The organism is Tistrella bauzanensis, assembly GCF_014636235.1.
GTDB classification, from domain to species: domain Bacteria; phylum Pseudomonadota; class Alphaproteobacteria; order Tistrellales; family Tistrellaceae; genus Tistrella; species Tistrella bauzanensis.
In genome coordinates, this window is record NZ_BMDZ01000013.1 from 52,345 (window position 1) to 72,167 (window position 19,823).

Genomic DNA, 19,823 nt, shown 5'->3' on the forward strand with positions numbered 1-19,823 from the left:
CGGTCCTATAAGATCGCAGTCATGAACAGGATCCCGTTCCTCAAGATGCACGGGCTCGGCAACGACTTCGTGGTCATCGACCGGCGGAGCGGCCCCGCCCGCGGCCTGGCGCTCGACGCCCGCCAGATCCGCCGGATCAGCGATCGGCGGCTGGGGGTCGGCTGCGACCAGTTCATCCTGATCGATCCGGCCGAGGACGACCCGCTCGCCGCGGGTGGTGCCGATGCGGTGATGCGCATCCACAATGCCGATGGCGGCGAGGTCGAGGCCTGCGGCAATGCCACGCGCTGCGTGGGCTTTCTGCTGATGGCCGAAACCGGGCTCGCCCGCACCACCATCGCCACCGCCGCCGGCCATCTTCTGGCCAGTGCCGACGGCGAGGGTACCGCGGCGGGGCTGATCACGGTCGATATGGGCCCGGCGCGGCTCGACTGGCAGCAGATCCCGTTGTCCGGTCCGGCCGATACTCTGCATCTGGCCGATACCCTGCGTCTGGCCGATACCCTGCGTCTGGATGGGGTGTCGGAAGGCCCGCTGACCGATCCGGTGGCGGTGAATGTCGGCAATCCGCATGTGGTGTTCTTCGTCGACGATGCCGAAGCCGTCGATCTTGAACGGCTGGGCCCGCCATTGGAACATCACCCGGCTTTCCCCCGGCGCACCAATGTCGAGGTGGTGCACCTGATCGGCCCCGACCGCATCCGCATGCGGGTGTGGGAACGCGGCGTCGGCATCACCGCCGCCTGCGGTACCGGCGCCTGTGCCGCGGCCATCGCCGCCATCCGCCGCGGCCTCACCGGCCGCACGGTTCAGGTGGTGCTGGATGGAGGCCCGCTTTCCATCACCTGGACCGATGACAATCGCGTCTTGATGTCGGGGCCGGTCGCGACCAGCTTCGAGGGGACACTCGACCCGTCGCTGCTTGCCTGATCCCCGCACACCTTGCCGATCCCTCACACGCTTCCGATCGCATGCCGTCATGACCGACCAGACCGACGATCCGCTGCGGATCATCACCTTCGGCTGCCGCCTCAACGCTTATGAAAGCGAGGTGATGCGCGGTCATGCCCGGATATCGGCAGAGGATGGCAGTGCCGCCACCGGTGACGACGCGGCCGATGGGCGGCGGACGATCGTGTTCAACACCTGTGCGGTCACCGCCGAGGCCGAGCGTCAGGCCCGACAGGCGATCCGCCGCGCGCGCCGCGACGATCCGGATGCCCGGATCATCGTCACCGGCTGCGCCGCCCAGATCGCCCCCGACGCCTGGGCCGGCATGCCCGAGGTCGACGCCGTGCTCGGCAATGACGACAAGCTGAAGCCCGAGCGGTTCAATCAGGCCCTGACGGCTGCCGGCGCGGCCCCTGTGCCCACAGCCGCCGCCATTCCCGGCGCCACGGCCACGCCGGTGCCGGCCTTTATCGGCCGCACCGAGCCGGCCCGGATCTTCGTCGACGACATCATGGCGGTGCGCGACACCGCCGGCCATCTGGTCGAGGGGCTGGACGGCCGCGCGCGGGCCTTCGTGCAGGTTCAGAACGGCTGCGATCATCGCTGCACCTTCTGCATCATCCCCTATGGCCGCGGCAACAGCCGCTCGGTGGCTGTGGGCGAGGTGGTCGCGCAGGTGCGCGAGCTGGTGGCGCGCGGCTATGCCGAAATCGTGCTGACCGGGGTCGACATCACCTCCTATGGTGCCGATCTGCCGGGGCGGCCCAGCCTGGGCAATCTGGTGCGCCGGGTATTGCGGCTGGTGCCCGATCTGGCCCGGCTCAGGCTGTCGTCGATCGATTCAGCCGAGATCGACCCGGAACTGATGCAGGCGCTGGCCGAAGAACCCCGGCTGATGCCGCATCTGCATCTGTCGCTGCAGGCTGGCGACGACATGATCCTGAAGCGGATGAAGCGCCGCCACAGCCGTGCCCAGGCGGTCGCCTTCGCCGAGGCTGTCCGCCGCATCCGCCCCGATGCCGTGTTCGGCGCCGACCTGATCGCCGGCTTCCCCACCGAAACCGACGCCATGTTCGAGAACAGCCTGACGCTGATCGACGATATGGGGCTGGTGCATCTGCACGTCTTCCCCTATTCCGCCCGCAACGGCACCCCGGCCGCGCGCATGCCGCAGGTGCCGGTGGCCATCCGGCGTGAGCGCGCCCGCCTGCTGCGCGAAGCCGGTGCCCGGGGCCTTGCCCGCTGGCTGGGCGGCCAGATCGGCCGCGATCTGCCGGTGCTGATCGAAACCCCGGTCACCGCCCGTAGCGAGGGCTTCGCCCTGGTGCGGCTGAACCAGCCGGTCGACCCGGCACTGGCCGGCAGCATCACCACCATCCGCGTCACCGGCGCCGATACCGAAACCCTGGCCGGTGACATCCTTGGCGCCGGCCACCCCGACCACCACCATGCCGCGGACCGGCACATCCCAGGGAGGGCTACTGCTTGAGCGAGGAGCAGACGGGCAAGGGCGGCTGGCTTTCGCGCCTGAAGGCGGGCTTGCGCAAGACCAGCAGCAGGATCGGCGACGGTCTCGCCGGGATCTTCACCAAGCGCAAGCTCGACGCCGAGACCCTGGAAGAGCTGGAAGAGCTGCTGATCCAGGCCGATCTGGGCCCCGTCACCGCCGCCAAGGTCACGGCGGCGATGGGCAAGGGTCGCTATGGCCAGGATCTGGGGCTCGACGAGATCAAGGGGCTGCTCGCCGACGAGATCGCCAGGATCCTGGAACCGGTGGCCATACCGCTGGCCTTCAGCCGGGCCGAAAGCGGGCCGCGGGTGGTGGTGATGGTGGGCGTCAACGGCACCGGCAAGACCACCACGCTGGGCAAGATGGCCGCCGCCGCGGCCGCCGACCGGCGCCGCGTGCTGCTGGCCGCCGGTGACACCTTCCGTGCCGCTGCGGTCGAACAGCTTGAAATCTGGGGTCAGCGCGCCGGGGTGCCGGTGTTCAAGCGTGAGACCGGCGCCGATGCGGCCGGGCTTGCCTATGATGCCGTGGAGCGTGCCCGGCGCGAGGGTGCCGACATCGTATTCATCGACACCGCCGGCCGGCTGCACAACAAGGCCGGGCTGATGGCCGAGTTGCAGAAGATCATCCGGGTGATCGGCAAGGTCGACGCCAGTGCGCCGCACGATATCGTGCTGGCGCTGGATGCCACCACCGGCCAGAACGCGATCAATCAGGTCGAAACCTTCAAGTCGATGGTGCCGCTGTCGGGGCTGGTGCTGACCAAGCTGGACGGTACCGCCAAGGGCGGCGTTCTGGTAGCGCTGGCCGACCGTTTCGGCCTGCCGGTGCATGCCGTGGGTGTCGGTGAGGGCATCGATGACCTGAAGCCGTTCGAGGCCCGGGCCTTCGCGCGCGCCCTGGTCGGACTGGAAGGACCGGAGCGATGACCGAGCCTAAGACAACGCAGCAGCAAGCGCCGGCCAGCGCCGGTACCGGGCTCGCCCGGCTGGTGCTGGAAGCCGGGCCGCTGGTGGTGTTCTTCGTGCTCAATGCCCGCTTCGGATTGATGTATGGCACCGCCGGCTGGATGGCCGCCACCGCCATCGCGCTGACCGTCTCGTGGCTGCGCGAGCGGCGGGTGCCGATCCTGCCGCTGGTCTCGGGCGTGTTCGTGCTGGGCTTCGGCGGTCTGGCGCTGGCCTTCGACGACGAGTTGTTCATCAAGATCAAGCCGACTGTGGTCAACACCCTGTTCGGCGTGATCCTGCTGGGTGGGCTCGCCTTCGGCCGGCCGCTGTTGAAGCCGCTGGTCGGCTGGGCTTTCCTGCTCGATCATGCCGGCTGGCTGAAGATCACCCGCAACTGGGGGCTGTTCTTCCTGCTGCTGGCGATCATCAATGAAGTCGTGTGGCGGAATTACTCCACCGATTTCTGGGTCGGGTTCAAGCTGTTCGGCATCATGCCGCTGACGCTGGTGTTCAGCATGTCGCAGGTGCCGCTGATCCAGCGGCACAGCCTGGCCGCCGGCGATATCGCCGACGGCCAGGACTGAGCATCACGTTCGTGTCGTTCGTCGATGCCGGCCGCGATCAGCGCGGCGTCAGGCGTGTCAGGCTGCCGTCATTGTCACCGGCGATGAACACCCGGCCCTTGTCGTCCACCGCGATGCCGGTGGGGATATAGGCGGGCGGCATGCCGGCGGTGCCCATCAGCCCCACGCGGCCCTTCAATCCGGTCGAGATCAGCTCGCCGGTGGCGGTGGCCGGGTCCAGCGCCAGCACCCGGCCGGTGGTGGTTTCCACCGTCACCAGCCGGCCATCGGGCAACATGGCCAGACCCTCGGGCGCATCCAGCCCACCGGCCACCACCCGCAGCGCCTGCCCGTCGACCGGCACTTCCACGATCCGTCCGGCCCCGGTTTCCACCACATAGACCGATCTGCGCTCCGGACCGGACCAGATCATCCGGGTCGGCATCGCCAGATGCTCCACCACCGGCGCCTGACCGGCTGGTGCTGCGCCGCCATCCAGAGCCACGCGCTGAATGGTGCCGCCGGCGGTCACCACCAGCAGATGGCCATCATCAGCCATCAGCGCGTCCATCGGCGCCGCCAGCCCGTTGACATGGCCAAGCTCCGCCCCGGTCGCGGGGTCGAACATCTGCACGCCGCCGGCGAACCAACTGGTCAGTAGAATGCGGCCCAGATCGGCATTGGCGTTCATCGGGTTTTCAAGATTGCTGGCATAGGCGCGCGCCACATCGGCCACTTCGCCGCTGTCGCCATCGATGGTCCGATAGGCGAACAGATCGGCCAGATGCAGCACCGTGCCGCCACCGGGCGTGGTCACGGCCACCAGACCGCCGGGCACCGCCAGACCGCCGGTGTTGATCGGCTTGTGGTTGCCGGTCTTGGGATCGACCGCATAGATCACGCCTTCGGCCATGTTCGACACATAGATCGTGCCGTCGGGCGCCACCGCCAGATTGTCCAGCGCCGGGTTCAGCGTGGTCAGCACGGTGGCGCTGCCGGTCGCCGGGTCGACCCGCTTCACCTCGCCGGTCACCGTGTCCAGCGCCAGAAGATGGCCGTCGGCCTCCAGATTGGCCGCCGCCGGCACCTTGAAGCCGCTGGCGATGACCTTCACCGCCGGTGCGTCCAGGTTCACTTCCGCCAGATCGCCCTTGAACCACAGCGGCCCACGCAGGGTGCGACCCTGGATTTCGAAGCCGTTCAGCCCGCCCATGCCCTCCAGAAGCTGTTTCGCGGGGGTGGCGCCGGTCGGGTCGATCTCGTACAGCGCATCGCCCAGGAACACCCGGGTCGCATACAGCCGCCCGCCATCATCGAAATCCAGCGAGTTGATGCCCGGCAGGCCGGTCGCCAGCACCTGGATCGGCGCGCCGCCGCCGGTGAGCGCCGAGCCCGGCGTCGCGCGCACCTCGCCCGACAGGAAAGCGGTCCACACGATCCGGCCGTCGGGCGCGATCACGATGTCGTCGGCCTGGCCGGCCGGCCGGTCGACGATCACCCGGCTGGCGCCGGTCTTGGGGTCGATGGCAATGATCTGCTGCCCCACGACGCTGCCACCCAGCACCGATCCGTCGGGCGCCACCGCCAGCCCGTGCACGCCCCGGAAGGGCGAGGGCTGGATGACGGTATCAAGTTGCCATTCGGCGATCGGCGCCGCACTGCCCTGCGCCAAGGCCGGCGCCGCCAGCTCAGGTGCCGCCAGGGCAAGCACGGCCAGCGACACGCCGCAGCCAAGCCGCCGCAACTGTTTCGTATAACAAGACATCAGACATTTCCTCCGCGGGTGATCCGGGGCGGGCGGTCAATGCCACCCGCTTCTCCACACCTGGATCATGCACAGGATTTGTCTCACCCGGCCAGACAGTGGGTTGTCTGAAACGGCGTTTTGATAAAGCGTTCGATTGATGTGGTGTTTCAACGGCGGGCGGTTCAGGCCATCGCCGGCGGCGTCTCGGTCTCAGCGACCGGCTCGCTGGGGCGTTCGGGGTCGGTGGCCTGCTCGGGGGTTTTCTGGTCGTCGGGCAGGGTCACCGGCGGCTTCGGGCGGATGAAGTCGCGGCGGGAAACCGCCTCGCCATCGCGCAGGCGCTGCCAGTCCTTCAGCACCGCCTTCACCGTCGGGAAGGCCAACTCGCCCCACGGGATCTCGTCCCAGGTGAACAGCCCCACCTCGACGCTCTCGATCCCGGCCGAAATCTCAGGGCGGGTCATGGTCGCCAGATAGAAGATCTGAACCTGATGGATTTCCGGGATGTCATACACCGCCAGCAGCCGGTCGACCGTGCAGCGGGCGCCGGCTTCCTCGAACACCTCGCGCAGCGCGCCATCTGCGGTGCTTTCCTCAAGCTCCAGAAAGCCCGCCGGCACGGTCCAGAAACCCTCGCGCGGGGCGATCGACCGGCGCGCTAGCAGCACCCGGTCTTCCCAGACGCACACCGCCCCCACCACCATGTTGGGGTTGCGGTAATGGATCGTGCCACATGCGGTGCAGACATGGCGCGGGCGGCTGTCGCCCTGCGGGATACGTCGGGCGATGCGGCCGCCGCAGGCTGAGCAGAATTCCAAGGGACGATGCCTCCGGCGGGCGGAACAGTAACGGACGATCAGGCAACAACAGTGACAGCGCCGCCGGGGCGGTTCAAGTGTTCAGCCCAGCAGCAGCGCGTCGTCCGACAACTCCTCGCCGCGCACGCGTTTGAACATCGCCAGAAGATCCTCGACCTTCAGCCCCTCGCGCTCGGGGCCTGAGACGTCGAACACCACCCGGCCCTCATGCAGCATCACGGTGCGTGAGCCGATCTCCAGCGCCTGTTTCATGCTGTGGGTCACCATCAGCGTGGTCAACCGGCCCTCCGCCACAATGTCGCGGGTCAACTCCAGCACGAAATCGGCGGTGCGCGGGTCGAGCGCCGCGGTGTGTTCGTCCAGCAGCAGGATCTTCATCGGCTGCAAGGTCGCCATCAGCAGGCTCACCGCCTGGCGTTGACCGCCCGACAGCAGGCCCATCCTGTCGCCAAGCCGCTTGTCGAGCCCAAGGTCCAGCCGCTTCAGGGCGGCCCGGAACCGGTCGCGGCGGTCGGCGCGCACCGCCCGGCCAAGCCCCCGCGTCGTGCCGCGCGCGAAGGCCAGCGCCAGGTTCTCCTCGATCGACAGCTTTTCGCAGGTGCCGGCCATCGGATCCTGGAACACCCGCGCCATCAGCCCGGCGCGGCGCCGTGCGGGCCAGCGGGTGACATCGGTGCCATCGATGACGATCCGGCCCTCATCGACCGAGGCCTCGCCCGACAGCGCGTTCAGGAAAGTGGACTTGCCGGCGCCGTTCGATCCGATCACGCAGACGAACTCGCCCTCGGCCATGGTCAGGTCCAGCCCGCGCAGAGCGCGGGTTTCCAGCGGCGTGCCGGGGTTGAAGGTCACGTGCAGGCTGCGTGCCTCGATCATGATCAGGATCTCCCGCGCGCGGCCGGGCGCCGGCGCTGGGCCAGCATCCGTGGCAGCACCATGGCCGCGGCCACCAGCACGGCGGTGACCAGATTGAGGTCCGATGCGGTCAGCCCCAGGAAGCCCGCATTCAGCGCCAGCGCCACCGCCACCCGATACAGGATGGCGCCGACGATGCAGGCCAGCACCGCCCGGCCGATGGTGCGGGTCGACATCACCGCCTCGCCGCCGATCACCGATGCCAGCCCGACCACGATGGTGCCGACACCCATGGTGACGTCGGCGCTGCCCTGCGACTGGGCGAACAGTGCCCCGCCCACGGCGACCAGCCCGTTCGACAGCGCCATGCCGGTCAGGGTCATGGCGGCGGTGTTGATGCCCTGGGCACGGGCCATGCGGGCATTGGCGCCGGTGGCGCGCATCGCCAGACCCATCTCGCTGTTCAGGAACCGCACCAGCAGCAGCATGGCGATGATCACCACCACGCCGAAGACCAGCGGTGTCATCAGGTAATAGGGCAGGCCCAGCGCCTCGAACGGCGTCAGCACCGTGGTCTCGCCCAGCAGCGCCACATTCGGCCGGCCCATGATCCTGAGATTGATCGAATACAGCGCGATCATCATCAGGATGCTGGCCAGCAGGTTCAGGATCTTCAGCCTGACGTTCAGCCAGGCGGTGATCGACCCCGCGACGCAGCCGGCCAGAAACGCCACCGCCGTCGCCAGAAACGGATCCCAGCCATTGACGATCGCCGTCGCCGAAACCGCCGCACCCAGCGGAAAACTGCCGTCGACCGTCAGGTCGGGAAAATCCAGGATGCGGAACGACAGATAGACGCCCAGCGCGACCAGCCCATAGACGAAGCCGGTCTCGATCGCGCCCATCCAGGCGATCATGCTCATAGCACCCCTCCCCCGGGGCTGCCGGCGCAGATCCGCACCGGATGGCTCACATGCACCATGTTGCAGGCATTCCCGTCTGCCATGTTTTCCGGAACAGAACACGCCCCGGCGCGGATATCCCCCGATCTCCGCGTCTCGCTCCGATCCGGGGCGGCGCTTCAGGCAGTGGTAGCCGATCCCCCGAACCACCGCAAGCCGTCCGCGAAACCCATACCAGAGCTGTAGAACAAATGAAACCAATTCGCCGATGCGTCATCCAATGATGAAACCTCTGCGATTGCCGCTGCCATAGCGGAGCCCCAACCGCGAACGCCGCCATGGAGGCTCCATGGCGGCGTTCGGCTGGCATGCCTGTTGTCGGACGCCGCTTACTTCACGACTTCCTTGGCATCGGCGATCACCGCCTCGGGGATGGTGACACCCATCTCCTTGGCCGAACCGGGGTTCAGGTACAGTTCCAGCTTCTCGACCGTCGAGGCTGGAATGTCGCCAGGATTGGCGCCGCCCAGGATCTTCGCAACCATCTCGCCGGTCTGATAGCCGACGTCGTAATAGTTGAAGCCCACCGCCGCGATGGCGCCACGACCGACCGAATTGGTATCGCCGGCATAGACCGGGATGTCGGCATCCTGGCCCACCTTCACCACACTCTCGATCGCCGAGACCACGGTGTTGTCGGTGGGCACATAGATGACGTCGACCTTGCCGACCAGCGAGCGCGCTGCGGTCAGCACGTCACTCGACTTGGTCGCGGCGGCCTTCGACACGGTCATGCCGTAATCGCCGGCGGTCTTCTCGATCAGATCCACCAGCGCCACGGCATTGGCTTCGCCGGGGTTGTAGATCACGCCCAGCCGCTTCGCGTCGGGGGTGATGCGGGTGATCAGTTCCAGATGCTTGCCCATCGGCGACAGGTCGGAGACGCCGGTGACATTGCCGCCGGGCTTCTCCATGTTGCTGATCAGCTTGGCGCCGACCGGGTCGGTCACGGCCGAGAACACCAGCGGGATGTCGCGGGTGGCGGCCGCCACCGCCTGGGCCGAGGGGGTTGCGATGGCAACGATGGCGTCCGGGCCGTCGCCCACGAATTTGCGCGCGATCTGGCCGGCGGTCGCTACATTGCCCTGGGCGTTCTGATAGTCCCATTCCAGGTTTTTGCCGACCTCCCAGCCGGCCGCCTTCAGCGCGTCCTGCACACCCTGGCGGGTCGCATCCAGCGCCGGATGCTCGACGATCTGCGTGATCGCGACCGATTTGGTCTCGGCGGCGACGCCGGAGCCGGCGGCCAGACCCGCAATGGCCAGCGCGGCAAGCGATGCCGCGACACGGGTGCCGCGCAGGCTGCGCAGACGAGTGAGACTGGTCATGAACTGACGCCCTTCCCTGATATCGTTGATGCCGCCATCCGGTGACGGTTCGGCCGGTCGCCCCACTCTCCCCGCGATAGGTCTCCCCGCGATGGGCGCCGGCATGGCGGGCGCGGGGCCACAGCCGGCCACGCGCGTGCTGGCACAAGGATGACCACGGCCCGCGCGGCCGGTCAAGCGCACCCGGCATGATCCCGCCCGCGACAGCGCCAGAGGCGGCCATGCGCGTCACACGACAACGCCGCCATCCGGATGGATGGCGGCGTTGTCGACATGCGTGGACCGGGCCGGCCATGGCCGGCCCGTCAGGGTGCAGCGGGGCTGATCAGGCGATGATATCGACCACCTGCCCGCGGCCGCTGGTTGGCAGCGGCGGGCGATTGCGCTCGGCATCGGCCTCAACCTTGCCCGCGGCGGGGACAGCCTCGATCGTCTGGCGGCCATCGCGATCGGCATAGCCCGCGACCTGCATCGGCGCCACGGTCTGGGCGTTCAGAAAGGCGGCGTTCGGCGACACCTGCATGGCGATCGACCTCCCGTCAACGGGACGCGCTCAATCAATGCCCGGCGCGTTCTCAGGCTTCTGGCTTCACATATCGTGTGCCGGCGCCTCCGGGTCAAGTGCCTGCATGCATTGACCTCCCGCGCTGTGGCGAGCGGCCCGCCCCGACGCCCGGTCCCGACAGGCTGACGCCATCCCGGCAGGGCAGGGCCGCCGTGTGACGTTGCCGCCACTCGCGCCCCGCGATTTTACATGCCACACTTGTCGCGTGACAGAGCCACCCCGGAACCGCCCGCAACCGCCCCGTGCCACCGCTCACCCGTGCCACCGCTCATCCGCCATCGGACCCCGAACCCGCCATGCATCAGGACCGCCCGGCAACCCTTGTTCGATCGCTGACCGTCGCGGCCGTGGTGGTGGGGGTGATCCTGGCGGGGTTGGTGGTGATCCAGGGATGGCGCTCGCACACCGCCGCGATGCATGATGCCGGCCGACGCGCCACCGGGCTGGCCCTGCTGCTGGCCGAACATGCCGCCCGCTCCATGGATGCCGTGGACATCGAAATGGCGCGGGTGGAAGACCAGATCCGGGCGCAGGACAGCCTGCCCGACCGTCTGAATCGGGCATGGTTCGACCGGCTGACCCGCATCGCCGCCGACACGCCGCAGATCAAGGCCTTGTGGCTGGTCGATCCCGCAGGCCAGGTCGTCCAGCTCACCCATGGCTTTCCGGCACCCGTGATTTCGGTCGCCGACCGCACCTATTTCGCCCGCGCCATTGCCGGCACCGGCGGGCTGCTGATGGATCCGCCGGTTCTGGGGGAGGTCACCGGGGCCTGGTATGTGCCGACGGCCCGCGCGGTTCGAGGCACGGATGGCCGGCTGATCGGTGTGGTCGGGGCGGCGGTCGATCCCGCCTATTTCATCCGGGTCTATCGCTCGGTCGATGTGGGCGATGCCGGCCGGCTGCTGCTGCTGGATGGCGACGGCCGCAAGCTGGGTGCCGTGCCCGACGGGCGTCCGCCGCGCGCCGACGAGGACCTGCCGCTCGCCCCCGACGCGATCCCGGCCAGCGGCGCCCCGCCGGTGGTGGCGGCCAATCCCGCCGGCCTTGGGCGCGCCTGGGTCGATCCGGCACGCATCGACCCAGGCCTGGCGATGACCGATCCCGATGACGGGGTGGCACGGATCTATGGCACCGCCGATGTGCCCGGGCGGCCGCTGGTGGTGGCGGCGGGCCTGAGCGTCGCCGACATCCGCACCGACTGGGCGGCCGGGCGGGCAACCGACCTTGCCCTGCTGGCGGCGATGGTTCTGGTGCTGGCGCTGACGCTCGCCTTCCTCCGCACGCGCATCGTGGCGCCGGTCGCGCGATTGCATGCGGCGGTCGCCGATCTGGGGCCGGGGCGGATCACCGCCCCCCTGCCCGTGGTGGGGGGCGCGCGTGAGATCGTGGAACTGGCCGCGGGCATCGAGGCGATGCGCGCGGCACTCGATCGCAACACCCGCAGCCTGGAAGACAAAGTCGCGCTGCGCACCGCCGAGGCCACCGCCCGCGGCGCGCTGCTCGACAGTGCGTTTTCGGCACTGGGTCAGGGCATCGCGATCTTCGACCCGGACCTGTTCCTGATCGCCTGCAACCGCCAATATCTGGACCTGCTGGGGCTGCCTCCCGATGCCGCGCGCCCGGGCACGCCGCTGGCCGCCATCGCCGCCGCCGCCCTGCCCGAGACCCTGCCCGACGAGGCACGGGCACCACGGATCGCCCGCCGGCTGGAGCTTGCCCGCAATCGCGCGCCGGCCAGCCTGATGGAGCGCACGGCCAGCGGCCGGGTGATCGAGATCGCCCACAACCCGATCCCCGATGGCGGATCGGTCGCGATCTACAAGGACGTGACCGAGGCCCAGCAGATCGAGAAGGCCTTGCGCGACAGCGAGTGGCGCTATCGCCTGCTGGCCGAGAACGCCGGCGATCTGATCCTGCGCCAGAGCCCCGACGGCACCATTCTGTATGCCTCGCCCGCGGCCCATGGCCTGCTGGGGATGGAGCCGGACACATTGATCGGCCGCAGGCTGGCCGATCTGGTCGTTCCTGAGGACAGCGGCATTCTGGCCCAGCATATGACGGCGCTGGACGATCAGGGGCGGCACCGGGCGACGCTGCGCCTGCGCCATGCGACCGGGCGGCCGGTCTGGGTCGAGGCAGGGGCGCGCATGATCCGCCATGCCCGCACCGGCGCGCCCAGCGAATTGCATGCCAGCCTGCGCGATGTGGGCGAGCGGGTGGCCGCCGACCGGGCGCTGGCCGAGAATGCCCGGCTGCTGAGCACCACGCTCGACAGCATGCGCCAGGGGCTGTGCCTGATAGACGGCAGTTTCCGGGTGGTGCTGCACAATCGCCGCTTCCTGGACATGAACGGCCTGCAACCCGAAGAATGTCCGCCCCTGGCCGATTTCGAACAGATCATGCACCTGATGGCCGGTCGCGGTGAATTCGGCGACGACCCCGCCTTCCGCGACGTGGCGCGCCGGATGCAGGCTCTGCGCCGGCCCTGGCCGCAGAGTTGGGAGCGCCGCCGGCCCGACGGCACGGTGATCGAGGTGGCGAGCGCGCCCTTTCCCGGCGGCGGGCTGGTGATGACCTTTGCCGACGTCACCAACCGCCGGCAGGCCGAACAGGCGCTCGCCCGGCAGGGCGAGGTGCTGCGCGTCACCATCGACGCGATGGATCAGGGGCTGATGCTGTCGGATCGCGATTTCAACATCGTGGTGGTCAATCGCCGCTATCAGGATCTGCTGGAGATCCCCGCCGGTATCGCGCGGCCGGGCAATCCGGTGGCGGAGGTTATCCGCTTCACCGCCCGGCGTGGCGAATTCGGCCCTGGCGACCCCGACCGGCTGGCCGCGGCGTGGATGGCGCGGATGCGCGATCCGGCGCTGATCGGCCAGCCGGTCGAGCATCCCCGCCCCAACGGCCGGCTGCTGGAAATTATCCGGCTACCGGTCGATGATGGCGGGATGTTGAGCATCTACACCGATGTCACCGACCGCCGGCGGGTGCAGGATGCGCTGGAAACCGCGCGTGAACGGGCGCTGGACGCGGCCGATGCCCGCGCGCGGTTTCTGGCCACCGTCTCGCATGAAATCCGCAACCCGCTGAACTCGATCCTGAACGCCCTGCATTTCATCGAGGATACCGACCTCGATGCCGAACAGGCGGGGCTGGCCCAGATCATGCGCCGGGCCTCGGAACTGCTGCTCGACCTGCTCGACGACGTGCTCGATCTGTCGCGGATCGAGGCGGGCAAGCTGGTGATCGACCCGCGCCCCTTCGATCCGCTGGCGCTGGTCAGCGACGTGAAGGCGCTGTTCGACCCGCAGGCGCGCCGCAAGGGGCTGGTGCTGGACGTGGCCGCCGCCGCCAGCGACCTGCCGGCGCGGCTGGTGGGCGATCATCGCCGCCTGCGCCAGATTCTGGTCAATCTGACCGGTAATGCCATCAAGTTCACCGATCAGGGACGGGTCACCATCGCCGTGACGCTGCGCCCCGGAACCGGCGATGGCGGGCCGGGCACGACCAGCCATTTGCCGGTGCTGCGCTTCGAGGTGATCGACACCGGCATCGGTATTCCCGCCGAACAGACCCGGCAGCTGTTCGAGGAATATTTTCAGGCCCGCGCCGACACTATGACCCGCGGCCGGGACGCCGAGGCAGATCAGGGGAACGACGCCCGCCAGGGAAGCGACTCCGGACAGGGGATCGGGCAAGAGATCGACACCGGCCGGCCCGTGGGCCGGCTGGCCGGGTTGGGCGGTGGCGCCGGGCTGGGCCTGGCCATCGTCCGCCGGCTGACCGAGCTGCTCGGCGGCTGCATCGGGTGCGACAGCGTTCCCGGCGAAGGCAGCCGGTTCTGGTTCGAGGTGCCGGCGGCACAGGTGCTTGCGGGTAACCGGCCACCGGCGCCAGCCGATGCGGCCCCAATTGGCGCGGCCAGCCTGCGCACCCTGCCCGGCGGTCGTGCGCCGGTCGACACCGACAGCCTCCCGCGCGTTCAGTCAGGACCGGAGATCATGTCCCGAGACGTCGACACAGATGCGGCACCGGCCCCCGGATCCGTCCGCATCCTGCTCGCCGAAGACAATGCGATGAACCAGATGCTTACCGCCCGCGCCCTCGACCGCGCCGGATATCGGGTCGATACGGTCGGCGAGGGCATGGCCGCGGTCGACGCCGCCGCCGGTACGCGCTATGACCTGATCCTGATGGATGTCCAGATGCCGGGGTTGAGCGGGCTGGAGGCCACCCGCCGCATCCGGGCGCTGCCTGATGGCCATGGCCTGATGCCGATCGTGGCGCTGACCGCCAATGCCGGTCGCGAGGCCGAGGATGTCTGCCGTGCCGCCGGGATGGACGATCATCTGTCGAAACCCTTCCGCCGTGACGAGTTGGTCGCAATGGTCCACCGCTGGCTGAAGCGGCCCTCTGTCGGCGATGGACGCAGCGGTTGAATGAATATCGCGTGGGGCGCAAGATTAACTCCCCCTTATTGCGCAAAATGGTATCATCCACACTGAAACACGAACCGCGTCGGCAGGCGGCCGGCACTGTTGCACCCCACATCCTGAATGACCGGAAACCGGAATGAGCGGACATATGGTGGCTGCATGACCATGGATCGTCACCGTGCGAAATCAGCACCATCCATGGCGGAACGCCATGACGATGATGATGCCGTGCGACTGGCGACGCTGACGGATGCCGATGGGCCGGGGAAATGGGCCTTCACCATCCTGGCGGTGTCGTTCGGTGCGCTCACCGCCGGCCTTCTGGTTGCCGGCAATCTGATGACCGGCAACAACCGGTCGATGTCCGGCAGTGGCGCCAGTGCGTCGGCCGGTATGCAGGGCCTCGACATCCGCTTCACCGACCCGGCCTGGGATGGCCGCACCGTGCCCGCCAACGCCCTGTGCAGCCGCTATGGCCCCGCCGGCAAATCGCCGGGGCTGGCGGTCAGCGGTCTTCCGGCAGACACCCGCATGGTGGTCATCGCCTTCAACGACGACAGCTATCAGCGCCTGTCCACCGATGGTGGCCATGGCACCATCGCCATGCCGGTGCCGACCGAACAATCCTGGGTGGCGATACCGCCGGTCGCCGGTGAAAGCCACCAACTGCCGGCCGATATCATCATGGTGAAGCCGCATCGCGGCGCCCTGCACACGGGCACCGCCTATCTGCCACCCTGTTCCGGTGGTGCCGGCAATCACTATTCCGCCGTCGTCCAGGCGGTCCGCACGCCGCCGCCCGGCCCGTCCGGCACCGTGCAGATCATGCCGGAAGATGTGCTGGCGCAGGCGACCATCTCGCTCGGCCGCTATTGATCATCGGCTGAGCGGCACGGCGCGCATGCCGCCGGCGAATTCCCTCAGATCGACGCCCCGCACCAGACTGGCATCCCGTACAGCCGGCACCCCATACAAGCCGGCACCCCATACAAGCCGGCACCCCATACAAGCCGGCACCCCATACAAGACAGGGCGGCATCGCAAGCGATGCCGCCCTGTTTTCGTGCCCGACGGTCAATTTCAGGCCTGACAGTCCGTTTTGTACGCGACAGTCAGGGACGGCGCAGGCGCCGGTCAGCTGTCGCGGTTGCGGGTCAGCGCCTCGATCTGCTTCTGAAGATCGTTCAGGCGGTCGGCCAGCAGCTTGATGTCCTCGCCACCGCCGGATGCGGCGGCGGCCGGTGGGGGTGGCGGCGCGGCCGGACGTTCGTCACCGGCCATGGCACTGCCATCGGGCATGCGCAGACCGCCGGCGAACATCCGCATCGCCTGCTCCATCATCTGCAGGTTCTGCTTGCTCATCTCCTCGATCGAGGGGAAGGGGAATATGGGGCCGAAGGTCCGGCGCACCTGTTCCTGATTGCGGGCCAGCGCTTCCATCGACATTTCCAGATAGCGCGGCACGAAAGACTGCATGCTGTCGCCATAGAAGGAAATCAGTTGCCGCAGGAAGCCGGTCGGCAGCAGGCTGCGACCCTTGCCCTCTTCTTCAACGATGATCTGCGTCAGCACCTGATGGGTGATGTCGTCACCGGTCTTGGCGTCATTGACAATGAAGTCGACATCGTCCTTCACCATCTGCGACAGATGGTCCAGGGTGACGTAGCTGCTGGTTGCCGTATTGTACAGTCGCCGGTTTGCGTACTTCTTGATCTTGACCTTGACCTTCTCGGTCCGCCCGGCGCTCGCTTCCGACTTCTCGGTCATTCTCTCCCCGCGCATTTATCGGGCGAAGCAGGGCGATCAAGCGCGCCTCTCTCCACCATTGACGATCCCACGCCTTCCGTCCGGTGCTCACCACGGCGGCCGATCATGTCCGCCGCCGACGGTTCCACCCGCCCGATGGGCCGGGCTCCGGAGACATCTGCCAAGGGACCGGGCCGGCTGCCGTCCAGCGCCGACCGGGTGCCACGCCCCCGAACCTGCCCATGTTGCATGGCAATAGAGGCAAGGAACGCAGCATGGGTCATTAGATCACAGGGTTGATCCGCACCGCAACAAATCGGCGGTGACGCGTGCCGGCGACATCACGCCGCAAGGCCCCGGGCGGCGCTTTCATACGGCGATGTTGACCGGTATAGTGGCGCCATGTCGATGCCCCCTGACATACCGGCAACCGCCGCCGCCTTTCTCGACCTCTGGGAACGCCAGGCGTCGGCGATGGTGACCGACATCAATCTCGTCAAGGCGATCGATGCCGCGGCGGCTGCCGCCCGCACCGGCGCCACCCGCTCAGCAGACCCGTCGAGGACATCTCCCGCCGATGAGCCGAGCCGCCAGCACGACGGACGACCAGCCAGCCCCGTCGCCGGAAAAGCCCGCAAGCCGCGCCGTCAGGCGCAAGCCCGCGGCCGCGACACCGGACGGCCCGACCCCACAGGCGGCGGCGACGCGCCCGCAGCGCCGGGGGCCGCGGCCGATGCATTATCATCTGGGGATGACCAGCGCCTTGTTGACGAGCTCCGTCGCGGCCTTGCCGATGCTGCGCGACGGCTCGCTGCCCTGGGCGCCGCACCTGGCGGAGCGGGGAGCCCATCTGACCCAGGTGATGCAGGGGCTTGAACCCGCGATCATCGGCGGCTACGTCGCCGCCGAGGCCAAGCGCCGCCTGGAAGCGCTGCTCGCCGGCGTCGCCCGCTATCGCGACCACCCTTATGTCCGCGACCTGCCCGATCCACCGGTGATCTGGCAGGAGGGGGCGACCCGCCTGCTCGATTACGGCGCCGCCGATCCGGCCGGCTTCACGCCGGGCGAGGATGGCATCCGTGGCGAGGGCCGGGTGGCGCTGTTCGTGCCATCGCTGGTCAACCGCCATTATGTGATGGATCTGTCGCGCCGGCGCAGCCTCATGCGCTGGCTGTCGGTGCGGGGCTTCCGGCCCTTGCTGGTCGATTGGGGCGTGCCCGAAGGCGCCGAACTCGACCTTGCGGTCGAGGATTACGTGGCCAGTCGCCTGGGCCGGATGATCGCGCTCGCCAACACCCTGGCGGGCGGGCCGGTGCCGGTGGTGGGGTATTGCATGGGGGGGCTGCTCACCATCGCCGGCGTCCAGCTTGCCCGCAATGCCGTCTCACGCATGGCGCTGATGGCGACGCCCTGGGATTTCGCCGCCGGCGACACCGCCGAACGCCGGCTGATCCGGGTGCTGGGCCGGTCGATGCTGAAAACCGTGGAACAGACCGGATCGATGCCGGTCGACATGCTCCAGATCCTGTTCGTGGCGACCGACCCTGCGATGGTGCCACGAAAATTCCGCGATTTCGCCGCCCTCGATCCGGCATCGACCGCCGCCTGTGATTTCGTGGCGCTGGAAGACTGGTTGAACGATGGCGTGCCGCTGGCAGGGCCGGTCGCCCGCACCGTGGTGCATGACTGGTATGGCACCAACCAGCCGGCCGATGGCAAATGGCGGGTCGATGGCCAGATCATCGATCCGGCGGCGCTGGGCGACATGCCGGTGCTGATCGCGGTGCCGGAACGCGACCGGATCGTGCCGCCGCCCACCGCCGCCGCCCTGGCCGAGCGCCTGCCCCGGGCCCGGCTGATCCGGCCGGCGGCGGGCCATATCGGCATGATGGTCGGCAGCCGCTCCGCGCGCGAATTGTGGGAGCCGCTCGCGCACTGGCTGCGCGAGGAACCGGTGCCGGCTCCGGCCGCCCCGGGTGGCGCCCCACGCCGCCGCGCCACCCGGGCGAAGGCGGCCACCCCCGCCAAAAGTCGTAGCCCGCGACCAGCCGCCACGCTTTAACGGCGAGAAATCGTCGCTATAGTAAGTACCGACACGGATCTGGCCAGCCGGCTTCGGCTGACCGCATCCTGTGCCGTGCACGCGCGCCCTGCGCGCCACCAAGCCGCGCGACCGAACAGGAGATCTTCGTCCATGACCGACGCCGTCATCGTCGCCGCCGCCCGCACGCCGGTTGGCGCATTCAACGGCGCCCTCGCGCCGCTCTCCGCCGCCGAACTCGGCACCATCGCCATCCGCGGCGCACTTAAGCGTGCCGGTGTTGATGCCGCCGATGTGTCGGAAGTGATCATGGGTCAGGTGCTGACCGCCGCGGTCGGCCAGAACCCGGCACGTCAGGCGGCGCTGCATGCCGGCCTGCCCAACGAGGTGCCGGCCTATACCGTCAACCATGTCTGCGGCTCGGGCCTCAAGACCATCGCCCTCGCCGCTCAGGCGATCATGACCGGCGACAGCACCATCGTGGTTGCCGGCGGCCAGGAAAGCATGTCGAACGCCCCCCATGCCGCACCGCTGCGCCAGGGCAAGAAGATGGGCGACCTGGCCCTGGTCGACACCATGATCAAGGACGGCCTGTGGTGCGCCTTCAACGGCTATCACATGGGCAACACCGCCGAGAACGTCGCCAACAAGTGGCAGATCACGCGTGAGGAGCAGGACAACTTCGCCCTCGCCTCGCAGAACAAGGCCGAGGCCGCCATGAAGGCCGGCCGGTTCAGTGACGAGATCGTCAGCGTCACCATTGCCGGCCGCAAGGGCGATGTGGTGATCGACACCGACGAGTATCCCCGTCATGGCACCACTATCGACATGCTGGCCAAGCTGAAGCCGGCCTTCGACAAGGCCGGCACCGTCACCGCCGGCTCGGCATCGGGCATCAATGACGGCGCCGCCGCCATGGTGATCATGAGTGCTGACGAGGCCGAACGCCGTGGCCTGAAGCCGCTGGCCCGGATCGTGTCGTGGGCGCAGGCCGGCGTCGATCCGGCGATCATGGGCTCGGGCCCGATCCCGGCGACGCGTGCGGCCCTCGCCAAGGCGGGCTGGACGGTCGACGATCTGGATCTGATCGAGGCCAACGAGGCCTTCGCCGCCCAGGCGCTGGCGGTTGGCAAGGATCTGGGCTTCGACCCGGAAAAGCTGAACGTCAATGGCGGCGCCATCGCCATCGGTCACCCGATCGGCGCCAGCGGCACCCGCATCCTCACCACCCTGCTCTATGAGATGCAGAAGCGCGACGCCCATCGCGGGCTTGCGACCCTGTGCATCGGTGGCGGCCAGGGCATCGCGCTCTGCGTCGAGCGCTGATACCGGCACCGGCGGGACC

15 protein-coding genes are annotated in these 19,823 nt (G+C 68.6%); 8 read left to right on the top strand and 7 right to left on the bottom strand.

The window, feature by feature from the left end:
- The first annotated feature begins 21 nt into the window (after window positions 1–21).
- From dapF to IEW15_RS07890, 4 genes are read left to right on the top strand one after another with little or no spacing between them, the layout of a single operon-like run.
- Window positions 22–930 carry a diaminopimelate epimerase gene (dapF, locus tag IEW15_RS07875; protein ID WP_188576533.1) on the top strand — a complete coding sequence of 303 codons (909 nt, stop codon included), beginning with the start codon at window positions 22–24 and terminating at the stop codon, window positions 928–930.
- A 49-nt stretch (window positions 931–979) separates the two neighbouring features.
- Window positions 980–2,440, top strand: a complete 1,461-nt coding sequence (mtaB, locus tag IEW15_RS07880; RefSeq protein ID WP_188576534.1) for a tRNA (N(6)-L-threonylcarbamoyladenosine(37)-C(2))-methylthiotransferase MtaB — start codon at window positions 980–982, stop codon at window positions 2,438–2,440.
- A complete protein-coding gene (gene ftsY, locus IEW15_RS07885; RefSeq protein ID WP_188576536.1) occupies window positions 2,437–3,390 on the top strand; it encodes a signal recognition particle-docking protein FtsY in 954 nt (317 codons plus the stop codon). The genes mtaB and ftsY overlap by 4 nt, the downstream gene beginning before the upstream one ends.
- Window positions 3,387–3,995 carry a septation protein A gene (locus tag IEW15_RS07890; protein ID WP_188576538.1) on the top strand — a complete coding sequence of 203 codons (609 nt, stop codon included), beginning with the start codon at window positions 3,387–3,389 and terminating at the stop codon, window positions 3,993–3,995. Before ftsY ends, IEW15_RS07890 begins: the two co-directional genes overlap by 4 nt.
- A 37-nt stretch (window positions 3,996–4,032) precedes the next feature.
- Here IEW15_RS07890 and IEW15_RS07895 read toward each other — a convergent pair whose 3' ends face one another.
- The 6 genes from IEW15_RS07895 to IEW15_RS07920 form a co-directional block, all read right to left on the bottom strand.
- Window positions 4,033–5,739, bottom strand: coding sequence for an NHL repeat-containing protein (locus tag IEW15_RS07895; protein WP_188576540.1), 1,707 nt, complete (start codon window positions 5,737–5,739; stop codon window positions 4,033–4,035).
- A 164-nt stretch (window positions 5,740–5,903) separates the two neighbouring features.
- Window positions 5,904–6,539, bottom strand: coding sequence for an NUDIX hydrolase (locus IEW15_RS07900; RefSeq protein ID WP_188576542.1), 636 nt, complete (start codon window positions 6,537–6,539; stop codon window positions 5,904–5,906).
- An 81-nt stretch (window positions 6,540–6,620) separates the two neighbouring features.
- The gene (locus tag IEW15_RS07905; RefSeq protein ID WP_188576544.1) at window positions 6,621–7,415 is read right to left on the bottom strand and encodes an ABC transporter ATP-binding protein; all 795 of its coding nucleotides are present in this window, start codon (window positions 7,413–7,415) and stop codon (window positions 6,621–6,623) included.
- A 2-nt stretch (window positions 7,416–7,417) separates the two neighbouring features.
- Complete coding sequence (locus IEW15_RS07910; protein WP_188576545.1) at window positions 7,418–8,317, bottom strand: ABC transporter permease; 900 nt, start codon at window positions 8,315–8,317, stop codon at window positions 7,418–7,420.
- 368 nt (window positions 8,318–8,685) lie between these two features.
- Window positions 8,686–9,684 carry an ABC transporter substrate-binding protein gene (locus IEW15_RS07915; protein WP_188576547.1) on the bottom strand — a complete coding sequence of 333 codons (999 nt, stop codon included), beginning with the start codon at window positions 9,682–9,684 and terminating at the stop codon, window positions 8,686–8,688.
- Window positions 9,685–10,009: 325 nt separating this feature from the next.
- Window positions 10,010–10,207, bottom strand: a complete 198-nt coding sequence (locus tag IEW15_RS07920) for a hypothetical protein (protein WP_188576549.1) — start codon at window positions 10,205–10,207, stop codon at window positions 10,010–10,012.
- 338 nt (window positions 10,208–10,545) lie between these two features.
- Here IEW15_RS07920 and IEW15_RS25840 point away from each other — a divergent pair, with 338 nt between their 5' ends.
- Complete coding sequence (locus IEW15_RS25840; RefSeq protein ID WP_188576552.1) at window positions 10,546–14,694, top strand: PAS-domain containing protein; 4,149 nt, start codon at window positions 10,546–10,548, stop codon at window positions 14,692–14,694.
- A 156-nt stretch (window positions 14,695–14,850) separates the two neighbouring features.
- Window positions 14,851–15,567 (top strand): hypothetical protein, encoded by a 717-nt coding sequence (locus tag IEW15_RS07930; protein ID WP_188576554.1) that lies wholly within the window; start codon window positions 14,851–14,853, stop codon window positions 15,565–15,567.
- Window positions 15,568–15,825: 258 nt separating this feature from the next.
- Here the strand turns inward: IEW15_RS07930 and phaR are convergent, their stop codons facing one another.
- Window positions 15,826–16,458 carry a polyhydroxyalkanoate synthesis repressor PhaR gene (phaR, locus tag IEW15_RS07935; RefSeq protein ID WP_188576556.1) on the bottom strand — a complete coding sequence of 211 codons (633 nt, stop codon included), beginning with the start codon at window positions 16,456–16,458 and terminating at the stop codon, window positions 15,826–15,828.
- Window positions 16,459–17,014: 556 nt separating this feature from the next.
- Between phaR and IEW15_RS07940 the strand changes: the two genes are divergently transcribed.
- Window positions 17,015–18,499 carry an alpha/beta fold hydrolase gene (locus IEW15_RS07940; protein WP_229707919.1) on the top strand — a complete coding sequence of 495 codons (1,485 nt, stop codon included), beginning with the start codon at window positions 17,015–17,017 and terminating at the stop codon, window positions 18,497–18,499.
- Between the two features lie 132 nt (window positions 18,500–18,631).
- Entirely contained in the window at window positions 18,632–19,804 is a 1,173-nt protein-coding gene (locus tag IEW15_RS07945; protein ID WP_188576558.1) for an acetyl-CoA C-acetyltransferase, read from the top strand.
- Window positions 19,805–19,823: the final 19 nt, after the last annotated feature.